The 19,320-nt window shown below is 72.1% G+C and carries 15 protein-coding genes; 10 read left to right on the top strand and 5 right to left on the bottom strand.

What is annotated here, in order from left to right:
• Positions 1–7: 7 nt before the first annotated feature.
• Complete coding sequence (locus JOF36_RS22645) at positions 8–919, bottom strand: SMP-30/gluconolactonase/LRE family protein (RefSeq protein ID WP_210030593.1); 912 nt, start codon at positions 917–919, stop codon at positions 8–10.
• A gap of 144 nt (positions 920–1,063) precedes the next feature.
• On the opposite strand from JOF36_RS22645, the gene JOF36_RS22640 reads away from it, so the two are divergent.
• Positions 1,064–2,716, top strand: coding sequence for a flavin-containing monooxygenase (locus JOF36_RS22640; RefSeq protein WP_210030591.1), 1,653 nt, complete (start codon positions 1,064–1,066; stop codon positions 2,714–2,716).
• 87 nt (positions 2,717–2,803) lie between these two features.
• On the opposite strand, the gene JOF36_RS22635 is transcribed toward JOF36_RS22640, so the two are convergent.
• Positions 2,804–4,108, bottom strand: coding sequence for an amidohydrolase family protein (locus tag JOF36_RS22635; RefSeq protein ID WP_245350941.1), 1,305 nt, complete (start codon positions 4,106–4,108; stop codon positions 2,804–2,806).
• Positions 4,109–4,257: 149 nt separating this feature from the next.
• On the opposite strand from JOF36_RS22635, the gene JOF36_RS22630 reads away from it, so the two are divergent.
• The 4 genes from JOF36_RS22630 to JOF36_RS22615 all read left to right on the top strand — a co-directional run bounded on the left by JOF36_RS22630 (position 4,258) and on the right by JOF36_RS22615 (position 8,225).
• Positions 4,258–4,866, top strand: a complete 609-nt coding sequence (locus tag JOF36_RS22630) for a TetR family transcriptional regulator (protein ID WP_210030589.1) — start codon at positions 4,258–4,260, stop codon at positions 4,864–4,866.
• A gap of 177 nt (positions 4,867–5,043) precedes the next feature.
• Positions 5,044–5,856 (top strand): dihydropteroate synthase, encoded by an 813-nt coding sequence (gene folP, locus JOF36_RS22625; protein ID WP_210030587.1) that lies wholly within the window; start codon positions 5,044–5,046, stop codon positions 5,854–5,856.
• A 66-nt stretch (positions 5,857–5,922) separates the two neighbouring features.
• Positions 5,923–6,111, top strand: a complete 189-nt coding sequence (locus JOF36_RS22620; protein ID WP_372447402.1) for a dodecin — start codon at positions 5,923–5,925, stop codon at positions 6,109–6,111.
• An 80-nt stretch (positions 6,112–6,191) separates the two neighbouring features.
• Complete coding sequence (locus JOF36_RS22615; protein WP_210030584.1) at positions 6,192–8,225, top strand: ATP-dependent Clp protease ATP-binding subunit; 2,034 nt, start codon at positions 6,192–6,194, stop codon at positions 8,223–8,225.
• 88 nt (positions 8,226–8,313) lie between these two features.
• On the opposite strand, the gene JOF36_RS22610 is transcribed toward JOF36_RS22615, so the two are convergent.
• Both JOF36_RS22610 and JOF36_RS22605 read right to left on the bottom strand, forming a co-directional pair.
• A complete protein-coding gene (locus JOF36_RS22610) occupies positions 8,314–9,261 on the bottom strand; it encodes an alpha/beta fold hydrolase (protein ID WP_210030582.1) in 948 nt (315 codons plus the stop codon).
• A 231-nt stretch (positions 9,262–9,492) separates the two neighbouring features.
• The gene (locus JOF36_RS22605; protein ID WP_210030581.1) at positions 9,493–11,232 is read right to left on the bottom strand and encodes an HNH endonuclease signature motif containing protein; all 1,740 of its coding nucleotides are present in this window, start codon (positions 11,230–11,232) and stop codon (positions 9,493–9,495) included.
• Between the two features lie 293 nt (positions 11,233–11,525).
• Here JOF36_RS22605 and JOF36_RS22600 point away from each other — a divergent pair, with 293 nt between their 5' ends.
• The 3 genes from JOF36_RS22600 to JOF36_RS22590 all read left to right on the top strand — a co-directional run bounded on the left by JOF36_RS22600 (position 11,526) and on the right by JOF36_RS22590 (position 15,442).
• The gene (locus tag JOF36_RS22600) at positions 11,526–12,170 is read left to right on the top strand and encodes a dihydrofolate reductase family protein (RefSeq protein WP_210030580.1); all 645 of its coding nucleotides are present in this window, start codon (positions 11,526–11,528) and stop codon (positions 12,168–12,170) included.
• A 238-nt stretch (positions 12,171–12,408) separates the two neighbouring features.
• Positions 12,409–13,788 carry a dicarboxylate/amino acid:cation symporter gene (locus JOF36_RS22595; protein ID WP_210030578.1) on the top strand — a complete coding sequence of 460 codons (1,380 nt, stop codon included), beginning with the start codon at positions 12,409–12,411 and terminating at the stop codon, positions 13,786–13,788.
• Positions 13,789–13,945: 157 nt separating this feature from the next.
• Positions 13,946–15,442, top strand: a complete 1,497-nt coding sequence (locus JOF36_RS22590) for an MFS transporter (protein WP_210030577.1) — start codon at positions 13,946–13,948, stop codon at positions 15,440–15,442.
• 14 nt (positions 15,443–15,456) lie between these two features.
• On the opposite strand, the gene JOF36_RS22585 is transcribed toward JOF36_RS22590, so the two are convergent.
• Positions 15,457–17,070, bottom strand: a complete 1,614-nt coding sequence (locus tag JOF36_RS22585) for an MFS transporter (RefSeq protein WP_210030575.1) — start codon at positions 17,068–17,070, stop codon at positions 15,457–15,459.
• A 293-nt stretch (positions 17,071–17,363) separates the two neighbouring features.
• Between JOF36_RS22585 and JOF36_RS22580 the strand changes: the two genes are divergently transcribed.
• Together JOF36_RS22580 and JOF36_RS22575 are read left to right on the top strand one after the other, a co-directional pair.
• On the top strand, positions 17,364–18,512 hold the full coding sequence (locus JOF36_RS22580) for a thiolase family protein (RefSeq protein ID WP_210030572.1): 1,149 nt from the start codon (positions 17,364–17,366) through the stop codon (positions 18,510–18,512).
• A gap of 31 nt (positions 18,513–18,543) precedes the next feature.
• Positions 18,544–19,305 carry a 3-hydroxyacyl-CoA dehydrogenase gene (locus tag JOF36_RS22575; RefSeq protein WP_210030570.1) on the top strand — a complete coding sequence of 254 codons (762 nt, stop codon included), beginning with the start codon at positions 18,544–18,546 and terminating at the stop codon, positions 19,303–19,305.
• The last annotated feature ends 15 nt before the right edge of the window (positions 19,306–19,320 follow it).

Here is a 19,320-nt window from a genome sequence, read left to right as displayed (position 1 = left end):
GTGGCGCTCAGGGCTGGAAGTGCAGGCGCAGGCCCGGCCAGGGCCACGGCATCTCGTAGACGGTTCCGCGACCACCCGAACAGATGTAGGCGGTGTCGCCCGCGGGGCCGCCGAAGCAGAGGTTGGTGACGTAGCGGTCCGGAACCGGGAGGACGACCCGGCCGCGGACCTCCCCGTCCGCACCGAGCACCAGTACACCGGACTCCGGCCCGTCGGCGACGCAGACGTTCCCGGCGCCGTCGACGGCGAGGCCGTCCCAGTGGATGTGCAGGTCCTGCCCGGTGTGCTGGTAGAGGTCCGGGAGCTCGACGAGTGCGCCCGGGCCGGTCACCTCCCAGACCCGGACCCGGCCGGAGTAGGTCTCCGAGACGTAGAACCGGGTGCCGTCCGGGGAGAGCCCGGCTCCGTTGGGGCCCCGCAGCCCCGACGCCGCCACCCGGATCGTCCCGGCCACGGGATCGGCGTAGTGGATCGCGCCGACCGTGGTGTCCGCGATGTAGCAGCCGCCCGCGGCGTCGAACACGATGTCGTTGAGGCCGCCGAGCCGGACGCCGCCGGACTCGGTGAACACGGTGTCCACCGCGCCGGTCGCCGGGTCGACCCGCTGCACCGACCCGCCGGCGTAGCCCTCGGCGGCACCGACCGGGAACCGCACCCCGTCGGCCTCGGCGAAGACGTACCCGCCGTTGTTGCTCACGTAGATCGCACCGTCCGGGCCGAAGGCGCAGCCGTTGGCGCCGCCGCCGACCTCGGCGATGGTCTCCCGGGTGCCGTCCGGCCGGACCCGCACGAGGGCCGCCCCCTCGATCTCCGGCACGACCAGCGATCCGTCCCGGTCGGCCGCGGGGCCCTCCGGGAACCGCAGGCCCGCACCGAGCGTCCGCATCGTGGTCAGGTCGATGGTGCTCCGTGCGTTCATCCGCTGCTCCCTCGATCGGCGGCGCCTCCGCCGGACCGCACGAGAGTAGCTGACACTGACGCCAGTGACAGTAATACTGGTGTTCTTCCCGAGAGAGCCGACCGGTCGACGACGACCGGATCGTCCGACGAGACAGAGGTGACCATGAGCGAACCGTCGAGGGCGCCGGATGCGGTGGACGGGATCCGGGACGAGGAGATCGTCGACGTCCTGATCATCGGTGCCGGAGTGACCGGATTGGACCAGCTCTACCGGACCCTCGACGCCGGCTTCACGGTCCGGCTCCTCGAGGCGGGTGGCGGTGTCGGGGGTACCTGGTACTGGAACCGCTATCCGGAGGCGCGATTCGACTCGGAGAGCTACTCCTACGGTTTCCTGTTCTCCGCCGAACTGTGGCAGGAGTGGGAGTGGACCGAGCGGTACGCCGGGCAGCCCGAGATCGAGAGCTACTTCAACTACGTCGTCGACCGGTTCGACCTGCGCAGGCACATCCGGTTCGGCTCCGAGGTCGTCTCGGCGGTGTTCGACGAGGCCACCGGCACCTACACGGTCGAGACCGGGGCCGGCGACGTCCACCGGACCCGCTTCCTCGTGGCGGCCAGCGGCAACCTGTCCGTGCCGTTCGTCCCGGCGATCGAGGGACGCACGGATTTCGGCGGCCCGCAGTTCCACACCGGCCGCTGGCCCGCCGAGCCCGTCGACTTCCGTGGGAAGCGGGTCGCGCAGATCGGGACCGGTTCCAGCGGGGTGCAGATCGTCCCGGCCATCGCGGGCGACGTCGCGAACCTGACCGTGTTCCAGATGAAGGCGGACTGGGTCACCCCGCTGAACAACGCACCGATGTCCCCGGAGGAGAACGCCGGGATCAAGGCGGGCTTCGACCGGATCCGCGAGGTGCTGCTGACCTCGCCGAGCGGTTTCGACCACCAGATGCGCGGGATCAGCTCCACCGAGCACACCGCCGAGGAGCGGGCCGCCCTCTTCGAGGTGCTGTGGAACTCCGGCGGCTTCCGCAAGCTCACCGAGGGCTACATCGACCTCACCACGAACCCCGAGGTCAACGCCGAGTGGTGCGACTTCGTGGCGGCCAAGGTCCGTGGCCTGGTCGCCGACCCGGTCACCGCGGAGAAGCTGATCCCGACCGACAGCGGGTTCGGCGGCCGCCGCCCGCCGTTCGGTACGGGTTACTACGAGGCCTACAACAACCCGAACGTCGACCTGGTCTCGCTGCCGGAGACACCGATCACCCGGATCACCGAGACCGGCATCGAGACCGCCGACGGTGCGCACCGCGAGTTCGACATCATCATCTGGGCCACCGGCTGGGACTTCGGGACCGGCGCGCTCAACCGGCTCGGCCTGCGTGGGCGCGGTGGTCTCGCCCTGGAGAAGTACTGGGCGGACGGCCCGCTGACCTACCTCGGCATCCTGACGGCCGGCTTCCCGAACCTCTTCTTCCCGGGTGGACCGCACGGCGCCACGGGCAACAACCCGCGCTACTCCGGTGACCAGGTGGACTACACGCTGGCGGTGCTGTCCTACGCGCGCGAGCACGGCCACCGCGTCGTCGAGGTCGACGAGGCCGCCGAGCAGCGGTGGACCGACATGATGAACGACAACGCCGGCCGGTCGTCGTTCCTGTCCAGCAGCTACTTCTACGGCGCCAACATCCCCGGTAAGCCGGTCCGGCAGCTGCTGAACCCGACCGGGCGCCCGACACTGCAGAAGATGATCGCCGAGGACGAGGCCGGGGGCTTCCCGACCCTGCGGTTCGACCGCGGCGTGCTGGAGGACTGACCGAACGGCCCTGAACGCATCATGACGTCGGCCCCGGGTCCATATGGACCCGGGGCCGACGATTCGGTTACCTCGGATTCAGCGAACTCAGACGGAGACGGGCCCCGCGTTCGTGGCCCGGTCGGGCGTCCTGGCGACCTTCTTGCTCGAGTCGAGACCGACGAGCCCGGCGAGCGTGTGGCCCAGGATGACGGCCTTCTCGTCGTCGGGCACCCCGGCGAAGTTGTCCGCCACGCAGTCCTCGCTACCGCGGAACGTGCCCTCCGCGTGCGGGTAGTCGTTGCCCCACAGCAGGGTGGACATGCCGGTGATGTGCCGCGCCTGGACCGCGACCCGGTCGTCCGCGAACTGGACGTGGATCTGGCGCTGCAGGTACTCGCTCGGCTTGAGCGGGTACGGCCACTGCCCGTTGATGTTGAACAGCTGGCCCATCGCCGGCTGGTCCTTCGGCGCGCGGTCGTCGTCCCAGAAGCCCAGCCACCAGTCCGGGTCCTGCCCGATCCCGGTCCGCCACGCCTTGTCCATGAACCCGAAGTAGGACACCAGCCAGTTGGCGTTGAACTCGATCAGCGAGAAGTGCAGGTCCGGGAACCGCTCGCACACACCGCCGCCGATCAGCTCGGCGATGAGTCGCTGCGGGACCTCCGCCCCGGTGGTGCCCGCGCCCTGCGTGCGGCCGGCGACCATGTCGTCGCTCAGGTTGCCCTTGCCCATGTTGACCGCGGTCATCATGCCGCGCACGGTCGATGCCGTCTCGGAGCTGTTCTCCCGGGCCATGACCCCGCCGGTGGCGCAGTGGAAGAACACGGTCATCCCGTTGGCGACCGCGGCGGACCAGACCGCGTCGTAGTGGCGCCGGTAGTAGGGCTCGGTGTGGGTCGCGGGCAGCATGATGCCCTTGATCCCCAGCTTCGCCACCCGCTCGATCTCGGCGACCGCGTCGGCGACGTCGGTCATCGGGATCGCCGCGACCGGTCGCATCCGGTCGGTGTAGGGCACGTAGCGCTCGGCCACGTAGTCGTTCCAGACCCGCGCGTGCGCCATGGACAGCTCGTGGTCGTCGGTGAACAGCACGAACAGCGACAGGTTCGGGAACATCACCGACGCGTCGACGCTCTCGGAGTCCATGTCCCGGATGATGTTCTCCGGGTCGCCGTCCGGCGTCGGGCCGCCGAACTGGCGGTACTTCGACACGGTCCAGCCGTCGAAGCCGATGGTGTGCAGCTTCTTGAACTCGGTGTGCCCGCCCTCGACGATCGGCTCGTCGAGCGTGAACTCCTCCTCCCACAACGCCCGGTCACGCAGGTTCTTGGGCAACCGGGTCTTGAACAGGTCGGCGGGTTCGATGATGTGGGTGTCGCCCGAGACGACATAGAAATCCTTCAGCGACAACTCTGTCTCCTGACTTCTCACGTGCTCCGCTGCGACGGGCACTGCGACGTGATGGGCACTGGAACGCGCCAGCAGAGGTGAAACTGAGTATCAGGATAAGGATTTACTCTCAGAGAGGCAACCACGTCTCGATTGCTAGACTCAGGTCCATGTCCGCACCCGCACACACCCGCACGATCGCCAGGGACGCCGTTCGTGCGGCGCTCTCCCGGACCGCGTTCGAGCTCTCCAGGGAACGGGGCTTCGACAAGGTCACGGTCGACGAGATGGCCGCGGCCGCCGGTGTCTCGCGCAGCACGCTCCTGCGCTACTTCGGCACGAAGGAGGAGGCGGTGCTCAGCGCGTTCGACGACCACGCGATGGGTTTCGCCGAGGAACTGCGCGCGCGCCCCGCGGACGAGGACCACTGGACCGCGCTGCGCCGGTCCCTGGAGGGTGTCGTGCCCTTCTACCTGCAGGATCCCCAGGCGGCCCTGGCCATGACCCGGTTCATCCTGGGCACCCCCGCCCTGCAGTCGCGGCAGGCGGAGAAGCGGCACGGCTGGCGCCCGGTCCTGACCGCGGCGCTCGCCGAACGGGCCGGGCACAGCGGCCGGCCCCCCGTGCGGCTCGCCGTGCTGGTGGCTGCGGCACTGGACTGTATGGACATCGCCGTCGCGCACTGGGCGGACTCGGACGGCCAGGAGGACCTGGCGGTGCTGCTCGCCGAGGGGTTCGACACGCTGACCTCGCTGTCCGTGGGGTCCGCGGCGAGGTAGGCGGGGGGCGTCCCGGTGGACGCGCCCGTCGCGGGCGTGGGCCGGTGTGACACCTTGATTCGCGTTTCGGGTAGCTATAGAGGAGCCGGAGTTGCTTCCGGCCGAACCGGTGGAGGTGCGGTGGGCCCGTTGCAGTTCGGTGATCGCCGGTGCCCGGATCATGGACGCGCCGCGATCATGGCGATCGTGAACCGGACCCCGGACTCGTTCTACGACCGTGGCGCGACCTACGGGCTCGACGCCGCGATGGCGGCGGTCGATCTCGCGGTGGCCGGCGGTGCGGACATCGTCGACATCGGCGGGGTCAAGGCCGGTCCCGGTGACCCGGTGGACGCGACCGAGGAGACCCGGCGGGTCGTGCCGTTCGTGGCCGCGGTCCGTGAGCGGCATCCGGACGTGGTCATCAGCGTCGACACCTGGCGTTCCGAGGTCGCCCGCCGGGCGTGTGACGCGGGCGCCGACCTGCTCAACGACTCCTGGGCGGGTGCCGACCCCGGCCTGGCCGAGGTCGCTGCCGAGTACCGGACGGGGATCGTCTGCTCGCACACCGGGGGCCTGGTCCCGCGTACGCGTCCTCATCGGACCCGCTTCGACGACGTCGTCGGCCAGGTCGTCGACGAGCTGGAGGAGCGGGCCCGGTCGATGGTGGAGCTGGGGGTGCCGAAGGAGGGGGTCCTGATCGACCCGACCCATGACTTCGGGAAGAACACCTGGCACGGGCTGGCCCTGCTCCGGCACTGCGATCGTCTGGTCGCGACCGGCTATCCGGTGCTCATGTCGCTGTCGCACAAGGATTTCGTCGGCGAGATGCTGGATGCGGAGCTGGCCGATCGGCTGGAGGGCACGCTCGCGGCCACCGCCGTCGCCGCCTGGTCGGGAGCCCGAGTGTTCCGGGTGCACGACGTGCCCGAGACGCGCCGGACCCTGGAGATGGTCGCCGGTATCGCCGGTACGAGGGCGCCTGCCCGGACGGTCCGTGGGCTGGCCTGAGCAGCGGGAGTGAGGTTTCGCCTCCCCGGAGTGAGGGCACGCCCTCGCATGGCCAACACATATCGCGTGACCGAGATCGTCGGCTCCTCCCCGGAGGGCGTCGACGCGGCGATCCGCAGCGGCATCAGCGACGCGTCGAAGACGTTGCGCAATCTCGACTGGGCAGAGGTGACCCAGATCCGGCTGCACCTGGACGAGGGCGCGGTCCAGCACTTCCAGGTCGGCATGAAGGTGGGATTCAAGGTCGAGGAGTGATCCTCGGGGCGCGGGCGGCGCCCGGCGGGCACCATCGGGTGGGGGCGCCGGGTGTCGCCCCCGCTCCGGAGGAGGCTCGCATGCCCCAGGACCCGTTCCGCGACGCGTTCGGCCCGCTGGAACCGCTGCTCGGGCGGCTGTTCGAGACCCTGGGGGACCTGGACGAGCCGTCCGCCGACACCGATCGGCGCCCGCCCGGTAGCCGCGGGACCCGCGGGCTGGACCGGTTCGGCCGCGACCTGACCGCGGACGCGGCGGCCGGGCGGCTCGACCCCGTGATCGGGCGGGAGACCGAGATCGACGCGGCGCTCGAGGTACTGGGCAGGCGGGCCAAGAACAACCCGGTGCTGGTCGGGGACCCGGGCGTGGGCAAGACCGCGATCGCCGAGGGGATCGCCGCCCGGGTGGCCGCCGGCGACGTACCCGCGGTATTGCGGGGCGTGCGGGTGATCGCGCTGGACCTGGCCGGGATGGTGGCGGGCACCAAGTACCGCGGTGAGTTCGAGGAGCGGCTCACCGCCGTCATCGACGAGGTGGTCGCCGCCGAGGGGCGGATCGTGGTGTTCGTCGACGAGCTGCACCTGGTCGTCGGTGCCGGGGGCGCGGCCGACGGTGGCGCGATGGACGCAGCCTCGATGCTCAAACCGGCGCTGGCCCGGGGCGCGCTGCGCCTGGTGGGGGCGACCACCACCGAGGACTACCGCCGTCACATCGAGCGCGATGCCGCGCTGGAGCGGCGGTTCGAGCCGGTCGTCGTGCCCGAGCCGACCGAGCCGCAGACGGTGGCGATCCTGCGCGGGTTGCGTGCCCGCTACGAGAGCCACCACGGCGTCCGGCTCACCGACGGTGCGCTGGACGCCGCGGTCGCGTTGTCGGCGCGCTACGTGCCGGACCGGTTCCTGCCGGACAAGGCGATCGACCTGGTCGACCGGGCCGCGGCCCGGGCCGGGATGCGCACCACCTCCGGGGACGCCGCCACGGCGGCGACCACCCGTCAGGCCGGCGAGCTGCGCCGGGCGCGTGAGGTCGCGATCGACTCGGAGGACTTCGAGCGGGCCGCGATGCTCACCCGGGAGCTGGACCGGCTCGACGCAGCGAGCCCGGCCGACGGCCGCCCGGTGATCACCGCCGACGACGTCGCGGAGGTCGTCTCCCGCCGTACCGGTATCCCGGTCGCCCGGCTGGGCACCGACGAGCGGGACCGGCTGCTGCGTCTGGAGGAGCACCTGCACGCGCGCGTCGTCGGGCAGGGCGAGGCGGTGGAGGCCGTCGCCGACGCCGTCCGGGCGGGCCGGGCCGGACTGGGGCACCCGGACCGGCCGGTCGGGTCGTTCCTGTTCCTCGGGCCCAGCGGGGTGGGCAAGACCGAACTGGCCCGGGCGCTGGCGGAGACCCTGTTCGGCTCGCCGGACCGGATCGTGCGCCTCGACATGAGCGAGTACGCCGACCGCGCCTCGGTGACCCGGCTGGTCGGCGCCCCGCCCGGCTACATCGGTCACGACGACGGCGGCAGGCTCACCGAGGCGGTGCGCCGCACCCCGTACTGCGTGCTGCTGCTCGACGAGATCGAGAAGGCGCACGTCGAGGTCACCTCGACGCTGCTGGGCGTGCTCGACGCGGGCCGGCTCACCGACTCCCGTGGTCGCACCGTCGACTTCCGGCACACCATCGTGATCATGACCAGCAACCTGGGCTCGGAGCAGCTGCTGGCCGCCGCGGCGGCCGGTACTCCGGCGGACGACGTCCGGGAGCCGCTGCTGGCGCTGGCCCGCATGCACTTCCGGCCCGAGTTCCTGAACCGGATCGACGAGGTCGTGCTGTTCACCCCGCTCGCCCCGGACCAGCTGCGCCGGATCACCGAGATGATGCTGGCCGAGACCGGTGAGCGGCTGCGCGCCCAGGGCGTCACCCTGCACACCGACGACGACGCCGTCGATCTGCTCGCCCGCCGCGGGCACCGGCCCGAACACGGTGCCCGGCCGTTGCGCCGCACGATCGGGCGCGAGGTGGAACGCCGGTTGTCCCGGCTGTTGCTGTCGGGGGAGCTGCGGCCCGGCGGCACCGTGCGGCTCACCGTCTCCGGCGACGAGCTGCAGGTGCGGCCGGGGGAGTGAGCCGGCGGCCGCACACCCGTTCGGCGCGCCTCACACCTGCTGCGACGGGTGTGCGGCGCCGCGAACGGGTGTGACGTGCCTGGGTGCGTCAGCCGGTGGCGGCGTCGGTGACGGCCGTGAGCGACGGGATGCCGAGGATCCGGCGGCGCAGGGCCTCCCGGCTGCCGTCGGCGGGGGCGGTGTCGTCGACGAACTCGCGCAGCAACGCGGCGAACCGCAGCGGCTGCTCGGCATGCGGGAAGTGCCCGGCCCCGCCGACGACCTCGAGCCGGCTGCCCGCCAGCCGCTCGTGCGCCGCGAGCGTGTGCTCGAGCGGGATCACCTTGTCGCGGTCCCCACCCACCAGCAGTACCGGGACCTCGCTGAGCAGGTGCAACCGCTGCGCGCCGTCCAGGCGCTGACCGGAGGGTTCGAGGGCGCCGCGTGCGGTCTGCACGAACGCGCCGCGGGTGCCGTGGTCGGCGAACGACTCCCAGGCCGCGTGCACACCGTCGACATCGGAGCGCGGGACGCTGCCCACCGCGTGCGCTATCCGTTGGACGGTGCGACGCATCCAGCGTGGGGTCAGCGAGGCCGCCGACCGCAGCACCAGCCCGGTGCCCGGCAGGCTGGCCGCGCGCAGGGCCAGCGTGAGGTCGTGCCCGAGCCCGCCGCTCGAGACCAGGACCACCCGCTCGGTCATCTCGGGGAACTGGTGGGCGAACTGCATCGCCACGCCACCGCCGAACGAGTGCCCGACGATCGTGACCCGCTCGACGTCGAGGGCGACCAGGAAGTCGCGCAGCCCGGTCGCGAAACCGCCGAGCGAGTAGTCGCCGCTGCGCGGTGCCTCGCTGGAACCGTGCCCGAGCAGGTCCGGGGCCAGTACGTGCAGGTGGCGCCCGAGAGGTGCGATCACCGGCTCCCAGGTCAGCGAGCTGGCGGCCAGGCCGTGCACCAGCAGCACGGCGTGCCGTGCGCCCCGACCGGCCTCGCGGTAGCTGACCCGCTGCCCGTGCAGGAGCATCTCCCGCTCGATCGACGACTCGTCCACCATTCGACACCTCCGTTCCCGGGCGGTACGCCGCACCGGGTCTCTCACGACCCACGTTACGGATGGGTAATGCCCACGACCGGGCGGTGTGGTGTGCCCCTCGCCCGGGCGTGCGGTGTGCGGGGCTGCCGCACGGGTGATCGGCACCGAGGCCGGCCTGTACGGGCGACGGCCCGGGCCGATGACGACGTGGTCGTCCTGCGGTGCGCGGCCGGACGCAGTAGTAGCCGCACATCAGAACGGGGGAGGGGTCTCGTCGGCGCCCGCGACACCGGCAAAACCTCCGGCTGCGTCCTCGGCGGCGTCCGTCGGGGCAGCTCCGTCGGCCTCGTCGGCCTCGTCGGCCTGGTGGGACGGGCCGTTCCGGTCGGGCGTCGGGTCGGTGAAGGGCCGGTAGTCGTGGGGGTGGGTGGTGCGTCGGCGTCCGCAGGGGCTGATCCAGGTCAGGGAGCCGTCGGGGTGGGCGAGGACCTGCCAGCCGGGTGCGTCTTTGAGTTTGTGGTGGCCGAGGCAGTAGCCGTTGAGGTTGTCGGCGTCGGTCGGGCCCTGGTCGGCCCAGGGGATGTGGTGGTCGAGGTCGCGGATGGGTTTGGCGCACAGTGGGCCGCGACAGGTGCAGTCGCGGGCGCGGACGTGGTCGTCGGTCGGTTCGGGTGGGCTGTAGGTGGTGCGGCCGTGGTTGATCAGGTAGCCGGACAGGGGGTCGGTGACCAGGCGTTTCAGGACGCCTTCGGCGGCCAGCGCGCGGGCGGTCAGGGCGGGGATGGGGCCGTGTCCGACGAGTTCGCCGGGGGTGTCGCCGCCGAGCAGGGTGTCGAGCCCGACCACGACATGGATCAACGGTTTGCGCCCGATCACGGTGTTCGGGTCGGGCTTGTGTGCCAGGGCCAGGGCCAGGGCTTGGGCGACGGCCTCGGCCACGACCTCGGCGGATACCCCCGTGACCTCTGCTCGGGCACCTGCCGGGACCTCCGCGGGGGTGTCGCTGCCCGGCTGGTGCTGTCGTGCGGCGACGGTGGCGAGGACGTGGTCGACCACGGCTTGCACGTCGGTGAGGTCGGTGAGGGTCAGGGTGCCCTGCAGCAACTCGTGGGCGGTGTCGATCCGCTTCTGGTCGAGCGTGCGCGGGTCCGCGGCGTCGACGGCGCGGGCGAGGCGGTCCACCGACCGCCAGGACGCTTCAGCTTGTTCGGCGGTGCCACCGAGCCACAGCGACGCCATCCCCTCCTCGCCGTGGCTGATCGACATCCGGCGGTCGGCCTTGGCCCGCTGGTGGCGCCGCGTGGCACCGTCGGGGTCGGCCTTGGCGACCGCGCGACGCAGCCGGTCCTGCAGCAGCCGCCGCGGGACCTCCGCGGCGCCGGTGAGGACTTTGGCCTCGACCTCGCGGGCGAGGTCGTCGTCGAGGACGATGGTGGCCTGGGCGATGGCGTCGGCTTTGCGTTCGTCGATCCGCCCGGCCTCCCAGTCGGCCAGGGTGGCGGGTAGCACGTGGGCGAAGCGCTGTGCCCCGGCGATCTCGCCGAGGGCCTGTTCGCGGGAGAGGCTGAGCACCATCGCGACCTGATCGGGTAGCCACCGGCTCACCGGTGCGATCGCGCGGGGATCGGCATCCGGGGGTGCGGCGCGGCTACCGGCGGGGTGGCGGTCGGCGAACACCGCGATCATCCGGGTCCGCAACGCCGAGACCCAGCGTTGCAGGCGTTCGGCGCCTTCGACGACGTCGAGGATCTGGGCGTCGGTCAACAGGTGCGGGGCGGCGCCGGCGAGTTGGCAGTCCAGCGCCAGGGAGTGCCCGACCGGACGGTCCAGGTGCACGGTGGCCACCGCGGTCGGATCGCCGCTGCACAGGGCTGCGCACAGGTCGACCGGGATGCCGTGCGGGCACGGGTCCTCGACGATGATCGGGCGCTGCAGGTACTGGTCCAGCAGGTCTTCCTCCAGTACCGGGTCCAGCACCGCCGCATCGCTCATGTGTTCGATTTTACCGGCTCGGCCATGGTGTTCTCTAGAACAATTTTCGGTCGTTCGGCGCTGGGGGTGGACCGTTCGTCGTGCGAACCCGGAGGTGCGCAGCCGGATGGGACGACCGGTACGTACGGCTCCGCCGCTGAACCACAGCTCCGCCGCTGAGCAGCTCGCCCGCCCTGCCGTCAGCAATCTGCGAGCCGTGCATGCCTCGTCGGGATTTCCTCCTGCCCTCCGATGAGTTCGGTCCGGCCCGCCGGTCTCCCCTTCGTCAGCCACCGTCTCGAGGAGAGAAACACGTGGAACAGCTGTTGCGGGTCCAGAACTTCACCGTCTCGCGCGACGGGTTCGGAGCCGGTGAGAACCAGAGCCTCGAGCGACCGTTCGGTCATGCCGATCCCGGCGACATGTTCGCGTGGGCCGGCGCGACGGCGAGCTGGCCCCACCGCACCGATCCCGGCGGCGGCCGTGGACTCGACGACTACTTCACGCGGGACTTCGACCGCAACATCGGTGCCGAGATCATGGGGCGCAACAAGTTCAGCCCGCACCGCGGCCCGTGGCTCGATCACGAGTGGCTCGGCTGGTGGGGCGACGAACCCCCGTTCCGCACTCCGGTGTTCGTGCTGACGCATGACGAGCGGCCGTCGTTCACCTTGTCCGACACCACATTCCACTTCGCGAACGCCGATCCCGCCGAGGTGCTCGAGCGGGCCCGGGAAGCGGCGGACGGCAAGGACGTCCGACTCGGCGGCGGTGCCACCACCATCCGCCGGTTCCTCGACGCCGACCTCGTCGACACGATGCACATCGCGGTCTCGACGGTCGAGCTCGGCGCCGGGGCCCGGCTGTGGGAGTCACCGGACGAGCTGCGCGACCGGTTCCACCTCGACGTCGTCCCCAGCTCGAGTGGCGTGACGCATCACCTCTTCTGGCGCAGGTGAGCCGGCGTCCACACACCCCGTGACCGCGCCGCACACCCGTTGCTGCAGGTGTGAGGTGCGGCGAACGGGCGTGACGTGGCCCGGGGAAGAGACCGGGGAGCCGGAGCGTTGATCCGGAGCGTGCGAGGGATCGGTGTGATGTTGGTGCGGCGTCGAGTGATCGACTTCTGCCGGCGGGGGACGACGGGGTGTCGCGGCTGAGCCCGGCCGCCCCACCCGTCTCGGAAGGAACCCACCCGTGTCACTCGTCGTCCGTGCGGCACGCGCCTGGCGTAAGCCCCGCGTGTTCGCCGTCCTCACCCTCGCCGGTCTCGCCCTCGGCGCGCTGCTCGGGGTCGCCGCCCGGCTCACCGGCGCCGACTGGCTGGCGACCACGCTGGACACCGTCGGCAGCCTGTTCACCGGGCTGCTGCAGTTCACCGTGGTCCCGCTGGTCTTCCTGGCCATCGTGGTCGGCATCGTCAGCCTGCGCGATCTCGGCGGCGGGCGTGCCGCGGCCCGGCTCGGCGGCCGGACCGTCGCCTGGTTCGCCGGGACGTCGCTGATCGCCGTGCTGATCGGACTCGCGATCGGCCTGATCGGCCGGCCCGGGGAGGGCGTGACGATCGCCGCCGACCCGGCCGACGTCGAGGCCGTCGGTGAGCGCACAGCCGGTTCCTGGCAGTCGCTGCTGTCCGGTCTGATCCCGGACAACCCGGTCGCCGCGTTCGCCGAGAACGAGGTGCTGCAGGTCGTCGTCTCCGCGCTGCTGGTCGGTGCGGCCGCGTACGCGCTGAAGGAGAAGGCCGACCCGTTCGTCGCGTTCTCCCGGTCCGCGTTCGAGATCGTGCTGACGATCGTCGGGTGGATCATCGTGCTCGCCCCGATCGGCATCGTCGGCCTGATCGGCAATGCCTTCGCCACCTACGGCAGCGGCGTCGTGAGCTCGCTGTTCGGGCTGATCGCGGCGGTCTACCTCGGCTGCGCGCTCGTGTTGTTCGGCGTGTACCCGCTGCTGCTGAAGTTCGTCGCCGGTGTCGGCCCGCGCCGCTTCTTCTCCGTCACCTGGCCGGTGCTGCAGTTCGCCTTCGTCTCCCGGTCGTCGGGGGCGTCGCTGCCGCTGTCCCGGCAGGCCGCGATCGACCTGGGTGTCGACCGGAACTACGCGGGCTTCGCCGTCCCGCTGGGCACGACGACCAAGATGGACGGTTGCGCCGCCGTCTACCCGGCCCTGGCGACGATCTTCATCGCGCACGTCGCCGGCTACCCGCTGGCGGCCTGGCAGTACCTGGTGATCATCGCTGTGGCGGTGTTCGGCGCGCTGGCCACCGCGGGGACGACCGGCTGGTTCACGATGCTGACGCTCACCCTGGCCGCGGTCGGCATGCCGCCGGAGGTCATCGCCGTGGGCATCGCGGTGGTCATCGGCATCGACCCGATCCTGGACATGATGCGGACCGCGACCAACGTGGCCGGGCAGATCACGGTGCCGGTCCTCGTCGCGGGGCAGGAAGGACTGCTCGGGCAGGACGACGACGAGCACGAGGCCGACGAGCACGGGACCGGCGAGCACGGGGCCGGCGAGCCGGAGCCGCGGTCGGCCGACGCAGCCGCGGCACCGCAGCACAGCCCGGCCTGAGCATCACGTCCCGGGAAGCGGCCGGGGATCGGACATCCCGCGCCGCGGGGTGGGGGAGCGGACGGTTGACCTCGAGTCGACTCGAGGTCGCAGACTCCCCCGGACACGGGCACGCTGACAGGGGGCGCGCCGCGCTCGACGAGGCGGAGGACGACCGATGACCACACCGACCCCCCGGGCGGTCGACCCTCCGAAGGGCGCGGCGACACCGATGCAGGAGCCGCCCGCACCCCGGATCCGGCTGCTGCTCGCGGTGCTGGTCACCGCGGTGACCGTCTCCGTGATGAACAACAGCATGGTCATCGTGCTGCTCCCGGAGATCGGCCGGGACTTCTCGGCCTCGGCCGCGGCCGTGAGCTGGGTGGTGACCGGGTTCTCGCTGGCGTTCGCGGTGGGCACCCCGCTCTACGGGCGGATCGCGGACGTGTTCGGCATCCGGTGGGTGTTCTGCGCCGGCCTGGTCCTGTTCCTCGCCGGGTCGCTGCTCGCCGGGCTGGCCACCGAGCTCTCGGTGCTGCTCGCCGCGCGGGTGGTGCAGGGACTGGGCGGAGCCGCGGTCCCCGCGCTCGCGTCGGTCACCGTCGCCCGGGTGCTGCCGGACGGCCGCCGGGGACTGGCGTTCGGACTGATCGGCACCGGAGTCGGCGTCGGGCAGGCACTCGGACCGGTACTCGGTGGCCTGGTCGCCCAGGTGGCCGGGTGGACCGCGCCGTTCCTGGCCGCCGCCGCGATCACCGTCCCGCTCATCGTGTTCGCCGCGCGCGTCCTGCCCGGTGCCGGTACGGCCGCCCGGCCCGGGTGGCGCAGCATCGACGTCCCGGGTGGGTTGCTGCTGGGGTCGGCGGCGGCGGGGGTGTTGTTCGGGGTCACCGAGGGCCAGCGTGCCGGTTTCGGCGCGGTCTCGTCGTGGGGCGCCATCGCGGCGGGCGTGGTGCTGGCCGTGGCGTTCGCGGTCCGGATCCGCTCGGCGAGGGAACCGTTCGCCCCGCCCGCACTGTTCGGGAACGCACCGTTCGTCGTCGCGTCCCTCGTCGGGTTCCTGATGATGGCCTGCTACCTGGGCGTGCTGCTGCTGATCCCGCAGCTGGTCACGAGCGTGAACGGATTGGGCGTGGGGGAGGTCGGGCTCGTGCTGCTGCCCGGCGCGGTGGTGGTGGCGACCGTGTCGGCGCCGTTCGGACGGCTGTCCGACCGGGTGGGGGCGCGCCTGCCGATCATCACCGGACTCGGCGTCCTGCTCGCCGCGGTGCTCACGTTGTCCACCCTGGCCGGCGGCCCGGTGCTCGCGATCGCCGCGACCACGTCGGCACTGGGACTCTCCCTCGCCATGGTCACCTCACCGCTGATCAACGCGGTGTCCGCAGCCGTCCCCGCAGCGCACTCCGGGGTCGGGCTGGGCATCTACCAGGGCGCGTTCTTCCTCGGGGGCGGTACCGGAGCCGCGGTGGTGGGAGCCGTGTTGTCGGCCCGCTCCGGTGCGGGCGACGGGACGGCCTGGAACCCGCTGCACTCCGGCGCGGCGGCGGAGTTCTCCGACACGCTGCTGGTCGTCGCGGCCGTCCTGGTGGTGACGGTGCTGCTCGCGCTGCGCCTGCCGGGACGCACCGAGCGGTCGCGCGCGGCGGGTGCGCGGGGCAGCGGCGCCCCGCGCTGACCGGGCGAGGGCGATCACGTACCGGTCCGGCCGCGTTCCGTGTCCGGCGTGTGGGTGCTGGGGTGGAGCTGTGGCCCGGTGACCGCGCAGTGCGGCAGGGCCGCGAGCGGCAGCCGGCCTCCACCCGGCACGCGGGCCGGAGCCGACCCCGTCGTGCCTGTCGAGGTGCGGGGCGGGGTGGACTCGTCGTCGGGGCCCGGTCGTCGGGGCCGGTCGGTACGGGACCGTTCGGCGCGGTCCTGAGAGGGTGCGGGTGCGGCGCGCAGCGGGCCGCGGATCAGGGCGAAGGCCAGCAGCGCGCCGGCCGCCAGCAGCGCGGCGGACAGCCCGATCGCGCTGCGGAACCCGGCGGCGAAGGCGACCGGGTCGGTGTAGTCGTCACCGGTCAGGCCGACCGCTGCCGGCACCACGGCGACCGCGAGCAGTCCGGCGGCGCGGGCGATGGCGTTGTTCACCCCGGAGGCGACCCCGGCGTGCCGGTCCTCGGCGGAGTCGAGGACGGTGGCGGTCAGCGGCGCGACCATGGTGGCCAGCCCCAGGCCGAACACCATCATCGCGGGCAGCACGTCGAACACGTAGGACGCATCCGCGTCGACGCGCAGCAGCAGCAACATGCCGGCGGCGGCGACGAGGAGCCCGGCGGTGATCGGTATCCGCGGGCCGATCCGCGCGGCGAGGGCGCCGGCGCGGGCAGAGAACAGCAGCATCAGTGCGGTCACCGGCAGCAGCGCGGTGCCCGCCGCGAGCGGGCTGAACCCCGCCACGATCTGCAGCTGGAGCACCAGCAGCAGGAACACCACGCCCATCGCCGCGTACACGAGCAGGGTGACCAGGTTGGTCGCGGTGAACCGGGTGTCGGCGAACAGCTCACCGGGCACCAGCGGGTGCGGGGAGCGTCGTTCGACGAGCACGAACAGCCCCAGCGCGGCGATCCCGGCCGCGGCGGCGCCGATCACCAGCGGATCCGGGCCGCTCTCCCCGGCCGCGGTCAACGCCCAGGTCAGCCCGCCCAGCCCGAGTACCGCGAGCAGGGTGCCGGCCACGTCGAGGTTCGGGGCGGCCTGCGGGTCGCGGGTCTCCGGGACGTGGCGCAGCGCGACGACCACGATCACGATCGCGAACGGGACGTTGATCAGGAACACCGCCCGCCAGCTCCACTCCACGAGCCAGCCACCCACGAACGGGCCGATCGCACCGGCGACCCCGCCGAGCCCGGACCAGGCCCCGACCGCCGCCGCCCGGTCCGGCCCCGAGAACGACGCGGAGATGATCGCCAGACTTCCCGGGGTCAGCAGCGCCCCGCCGACGCCCTGCAGGGCACGCGCGGCGATCAGGGCCTCGATGTTCCAGGCCAGCCCGCACAGCAGCGAGGCCGCGGCGAACCACACCACCCCGATCAGGAACACCCGGCGCCGCCCGAACCGGTCGCCGAGCGAACCGCCCAGCAGAATCAGGCCGGCCAGCGTCAGGGTGTAGGCGTTGATCGTCCACTGCAGCCCGGCGAAGCTCGCCCCGAACTCGGCGCCGATCCGCGGCAGGGCGACGTTGACCACGGTGGCGTCCAGCATCGCCAGGCCTGATCCCAGCACCGTGGTCAGCAGGACCCAGCGGCCCCGCGCGGTGCCCATCCGGATCCCCGTCTCCGGACCGGCGACCGGGCGAGGGGAGGGGTCTCCGGACCGTGGCTGCGCCGGCTCGGACACGAGAGGCCTCCCCGGGGGAACGACTGGGTACGACGGAGGGCCGAAGGTACTCGGCCGGCACCGGGATGAGTACGGATGCGCCCGGCCGGCCCGAGCGGACCCCGTGTGACGCGGCTCAACCCCGAGACCCCACAGTCAGTGCTGACTGTTTCTGTTACCGTCGGGTTCGTCGACGGCGCTCCGAGCGCCGAACCACCCGTCGCGAAGGAGCATGGGACGTGCGAGACGCAGTCATCGTCGAGGCCGTGCGCACACCTGTCGGCAAGCGCAAGGGCGGTCTGGCCGGGGTGCACCCGACCGACCTCTCCGCGCACGTGCTGAAGCAGGTCGTCGAGCGGGCGGGGGTCGATCCCGCGCAGATCGAGGACGTCATCTGGGGCTGCGTGTCCCAGGCCGGTGAGCAGACCTTCGACATCGCCCGCAACGCGGCGCTGGGCGCCGGGTTCCCGGAGTCGGTGACCGGCGTGACGGTGGACCGCCAGTGCGGGTCCAGCCAGCAGTCGGTGCACTTCGCCGCGGCAGGCCTGATCGCCGGGCAGTACGACGTCGCCGTCGCGGGCGGGGTCGAGTCGATGACCCGGGTGCCGATGGGCGCGGCGATGATGGACCAGAACCCGTTCGGTGAGGGGTTCATGGAGCGCTACGGCTCCTTCCCGAACCAGGGCGTCGGCGCCGAGATGATCGCCGAGAAGTGGGGCTTCTCCCGTACGCAGCTCGACGAGTTCGCGCTGGCCTCGCACGAGCGCGCCGCGGCTGCGCAGGACGACGGCCGGTTCGACGGCCAGATCGCTCCGATCGCGGACGTCACCGCCGACGAGGGCGTGCGCCGCGGCGGCACCCTGGAGGCGCTGGGCCAGCTGAAGACGGTGTTCAAGGACTCCGACCAGGGCGGCGTGATCCACGCGGGCAACTCCTCGCAGATCTCCGACGGCTCCGGCGCGCTGCTCATGATGACCAGCGAGAAGGCCAAGCAGCTGGGCTTGACCCCGATCGCGCGGGTGCACACCGCGGTGCTCGCCGGCGCCGACCCGGTGATCATGCTGACCGCGCCGATCCCGGCCACCGAGAAGGCGCTCGCGAAGTCCGGGCTGTCGCTCGCCGACATCGGCGCGTTCGAGGTCAACGAGGCGTTTGCCCCGGTGCCGCTGGCCTGGCTGGCCGACATCGCGGGCGACGACGCCGCGGTCGCCGAGCGGATGAACCCGAACGGGGGCGCGATCGCACTCGGCCACCCGCTCGGCGGTTCCGGTGCCCGGATCATGACCACCCTGGTGCACCACATGCGCGACAACGGCATCCGCTACGGCCTGCAGACCATGTGCGAGGGCGGCGGTCAGGCGAACGCCACCATCCTCGAGCTGCTCTGACTGCTCCCCCCACCGGAAGGAACCCCACAGCATGGACATCAACGGATCCGTCGCCGTCGTCACCGGCGGCGCCTCCGGCCTCGGCCTGGCCACCACGGAGAAGTTCGTGGAGCAGGGCGCGAAGGTCGTCATCATCGACCTGCCGTCGTCGCAGGGCGAGGCAGTCGCCGAGAAGCTGGGCGACAGCGTCCGCTTCGTCGCGGCCGACGTCACGAACGAGGAGCAGGTGAGCGCCGCGCTGGACGCCGCCGAGGAGCTCGGCACCGTCCGCGTCGCGGTCAACTGTGCCGGTATCGGCAACGCCGCGAAGACCTACGGCAAGAAGGGCCCGTTCCCGCTCGACGGGTTCACCAAGGTCATCAGCGTCAACCTGATCGGCACGTTCAACGTGATCCGGCTGGCGGCCGAGCGGATCGCCAAGGCCGAGCCGCAGGACGGCGACCGCGGTGTCGTCATCAACACCGCGTCGGTGGCGGCGTTCGAGGGCCAGATCGGGCAGGCGGCCTACTCGGCGTCCAAGGGCGGGATCGTGGGCATGACCCTGCCGATCGCCCGTGACCTGGCCGACCTCGGGATCCGGGTGTGCACCATCGCGCCGGGGCTGTTCGAGACCCCGCTGCTGGGTGCGTTGCCCGAGGAGGTCAAGACCTCGCTGGGAACGCAGGTCCCGCACCCCTCGCGGCTGGGGCAGCCGTCGGAGTACGGCGAGCTGGCGGCGCACATCGTCGCCAACCCGATGCTCAACGGCGAGACCATCCGGCTCGACGGCGCGATCCGGATGCAGCCGCGCTAGTGGCCCGACGAGAGG

Origin of the sequence: Pseudonocardia parietis, from assembly GCF_017876315.1 — a bacterium.
Taxonomy (GTDB): domain Bacteria; phylum Actinomycetota; class Actinomycetes; order Mycobacteriales; family Pseudonocardiaceae; genus Pseudonocardia; species Pseudonocardia parietis.
The sequence above is the reverse complement of the archived record's forward strand: the minus strand, read 5'-3'. Positions and strand labels throughout refer to the sequence as shown.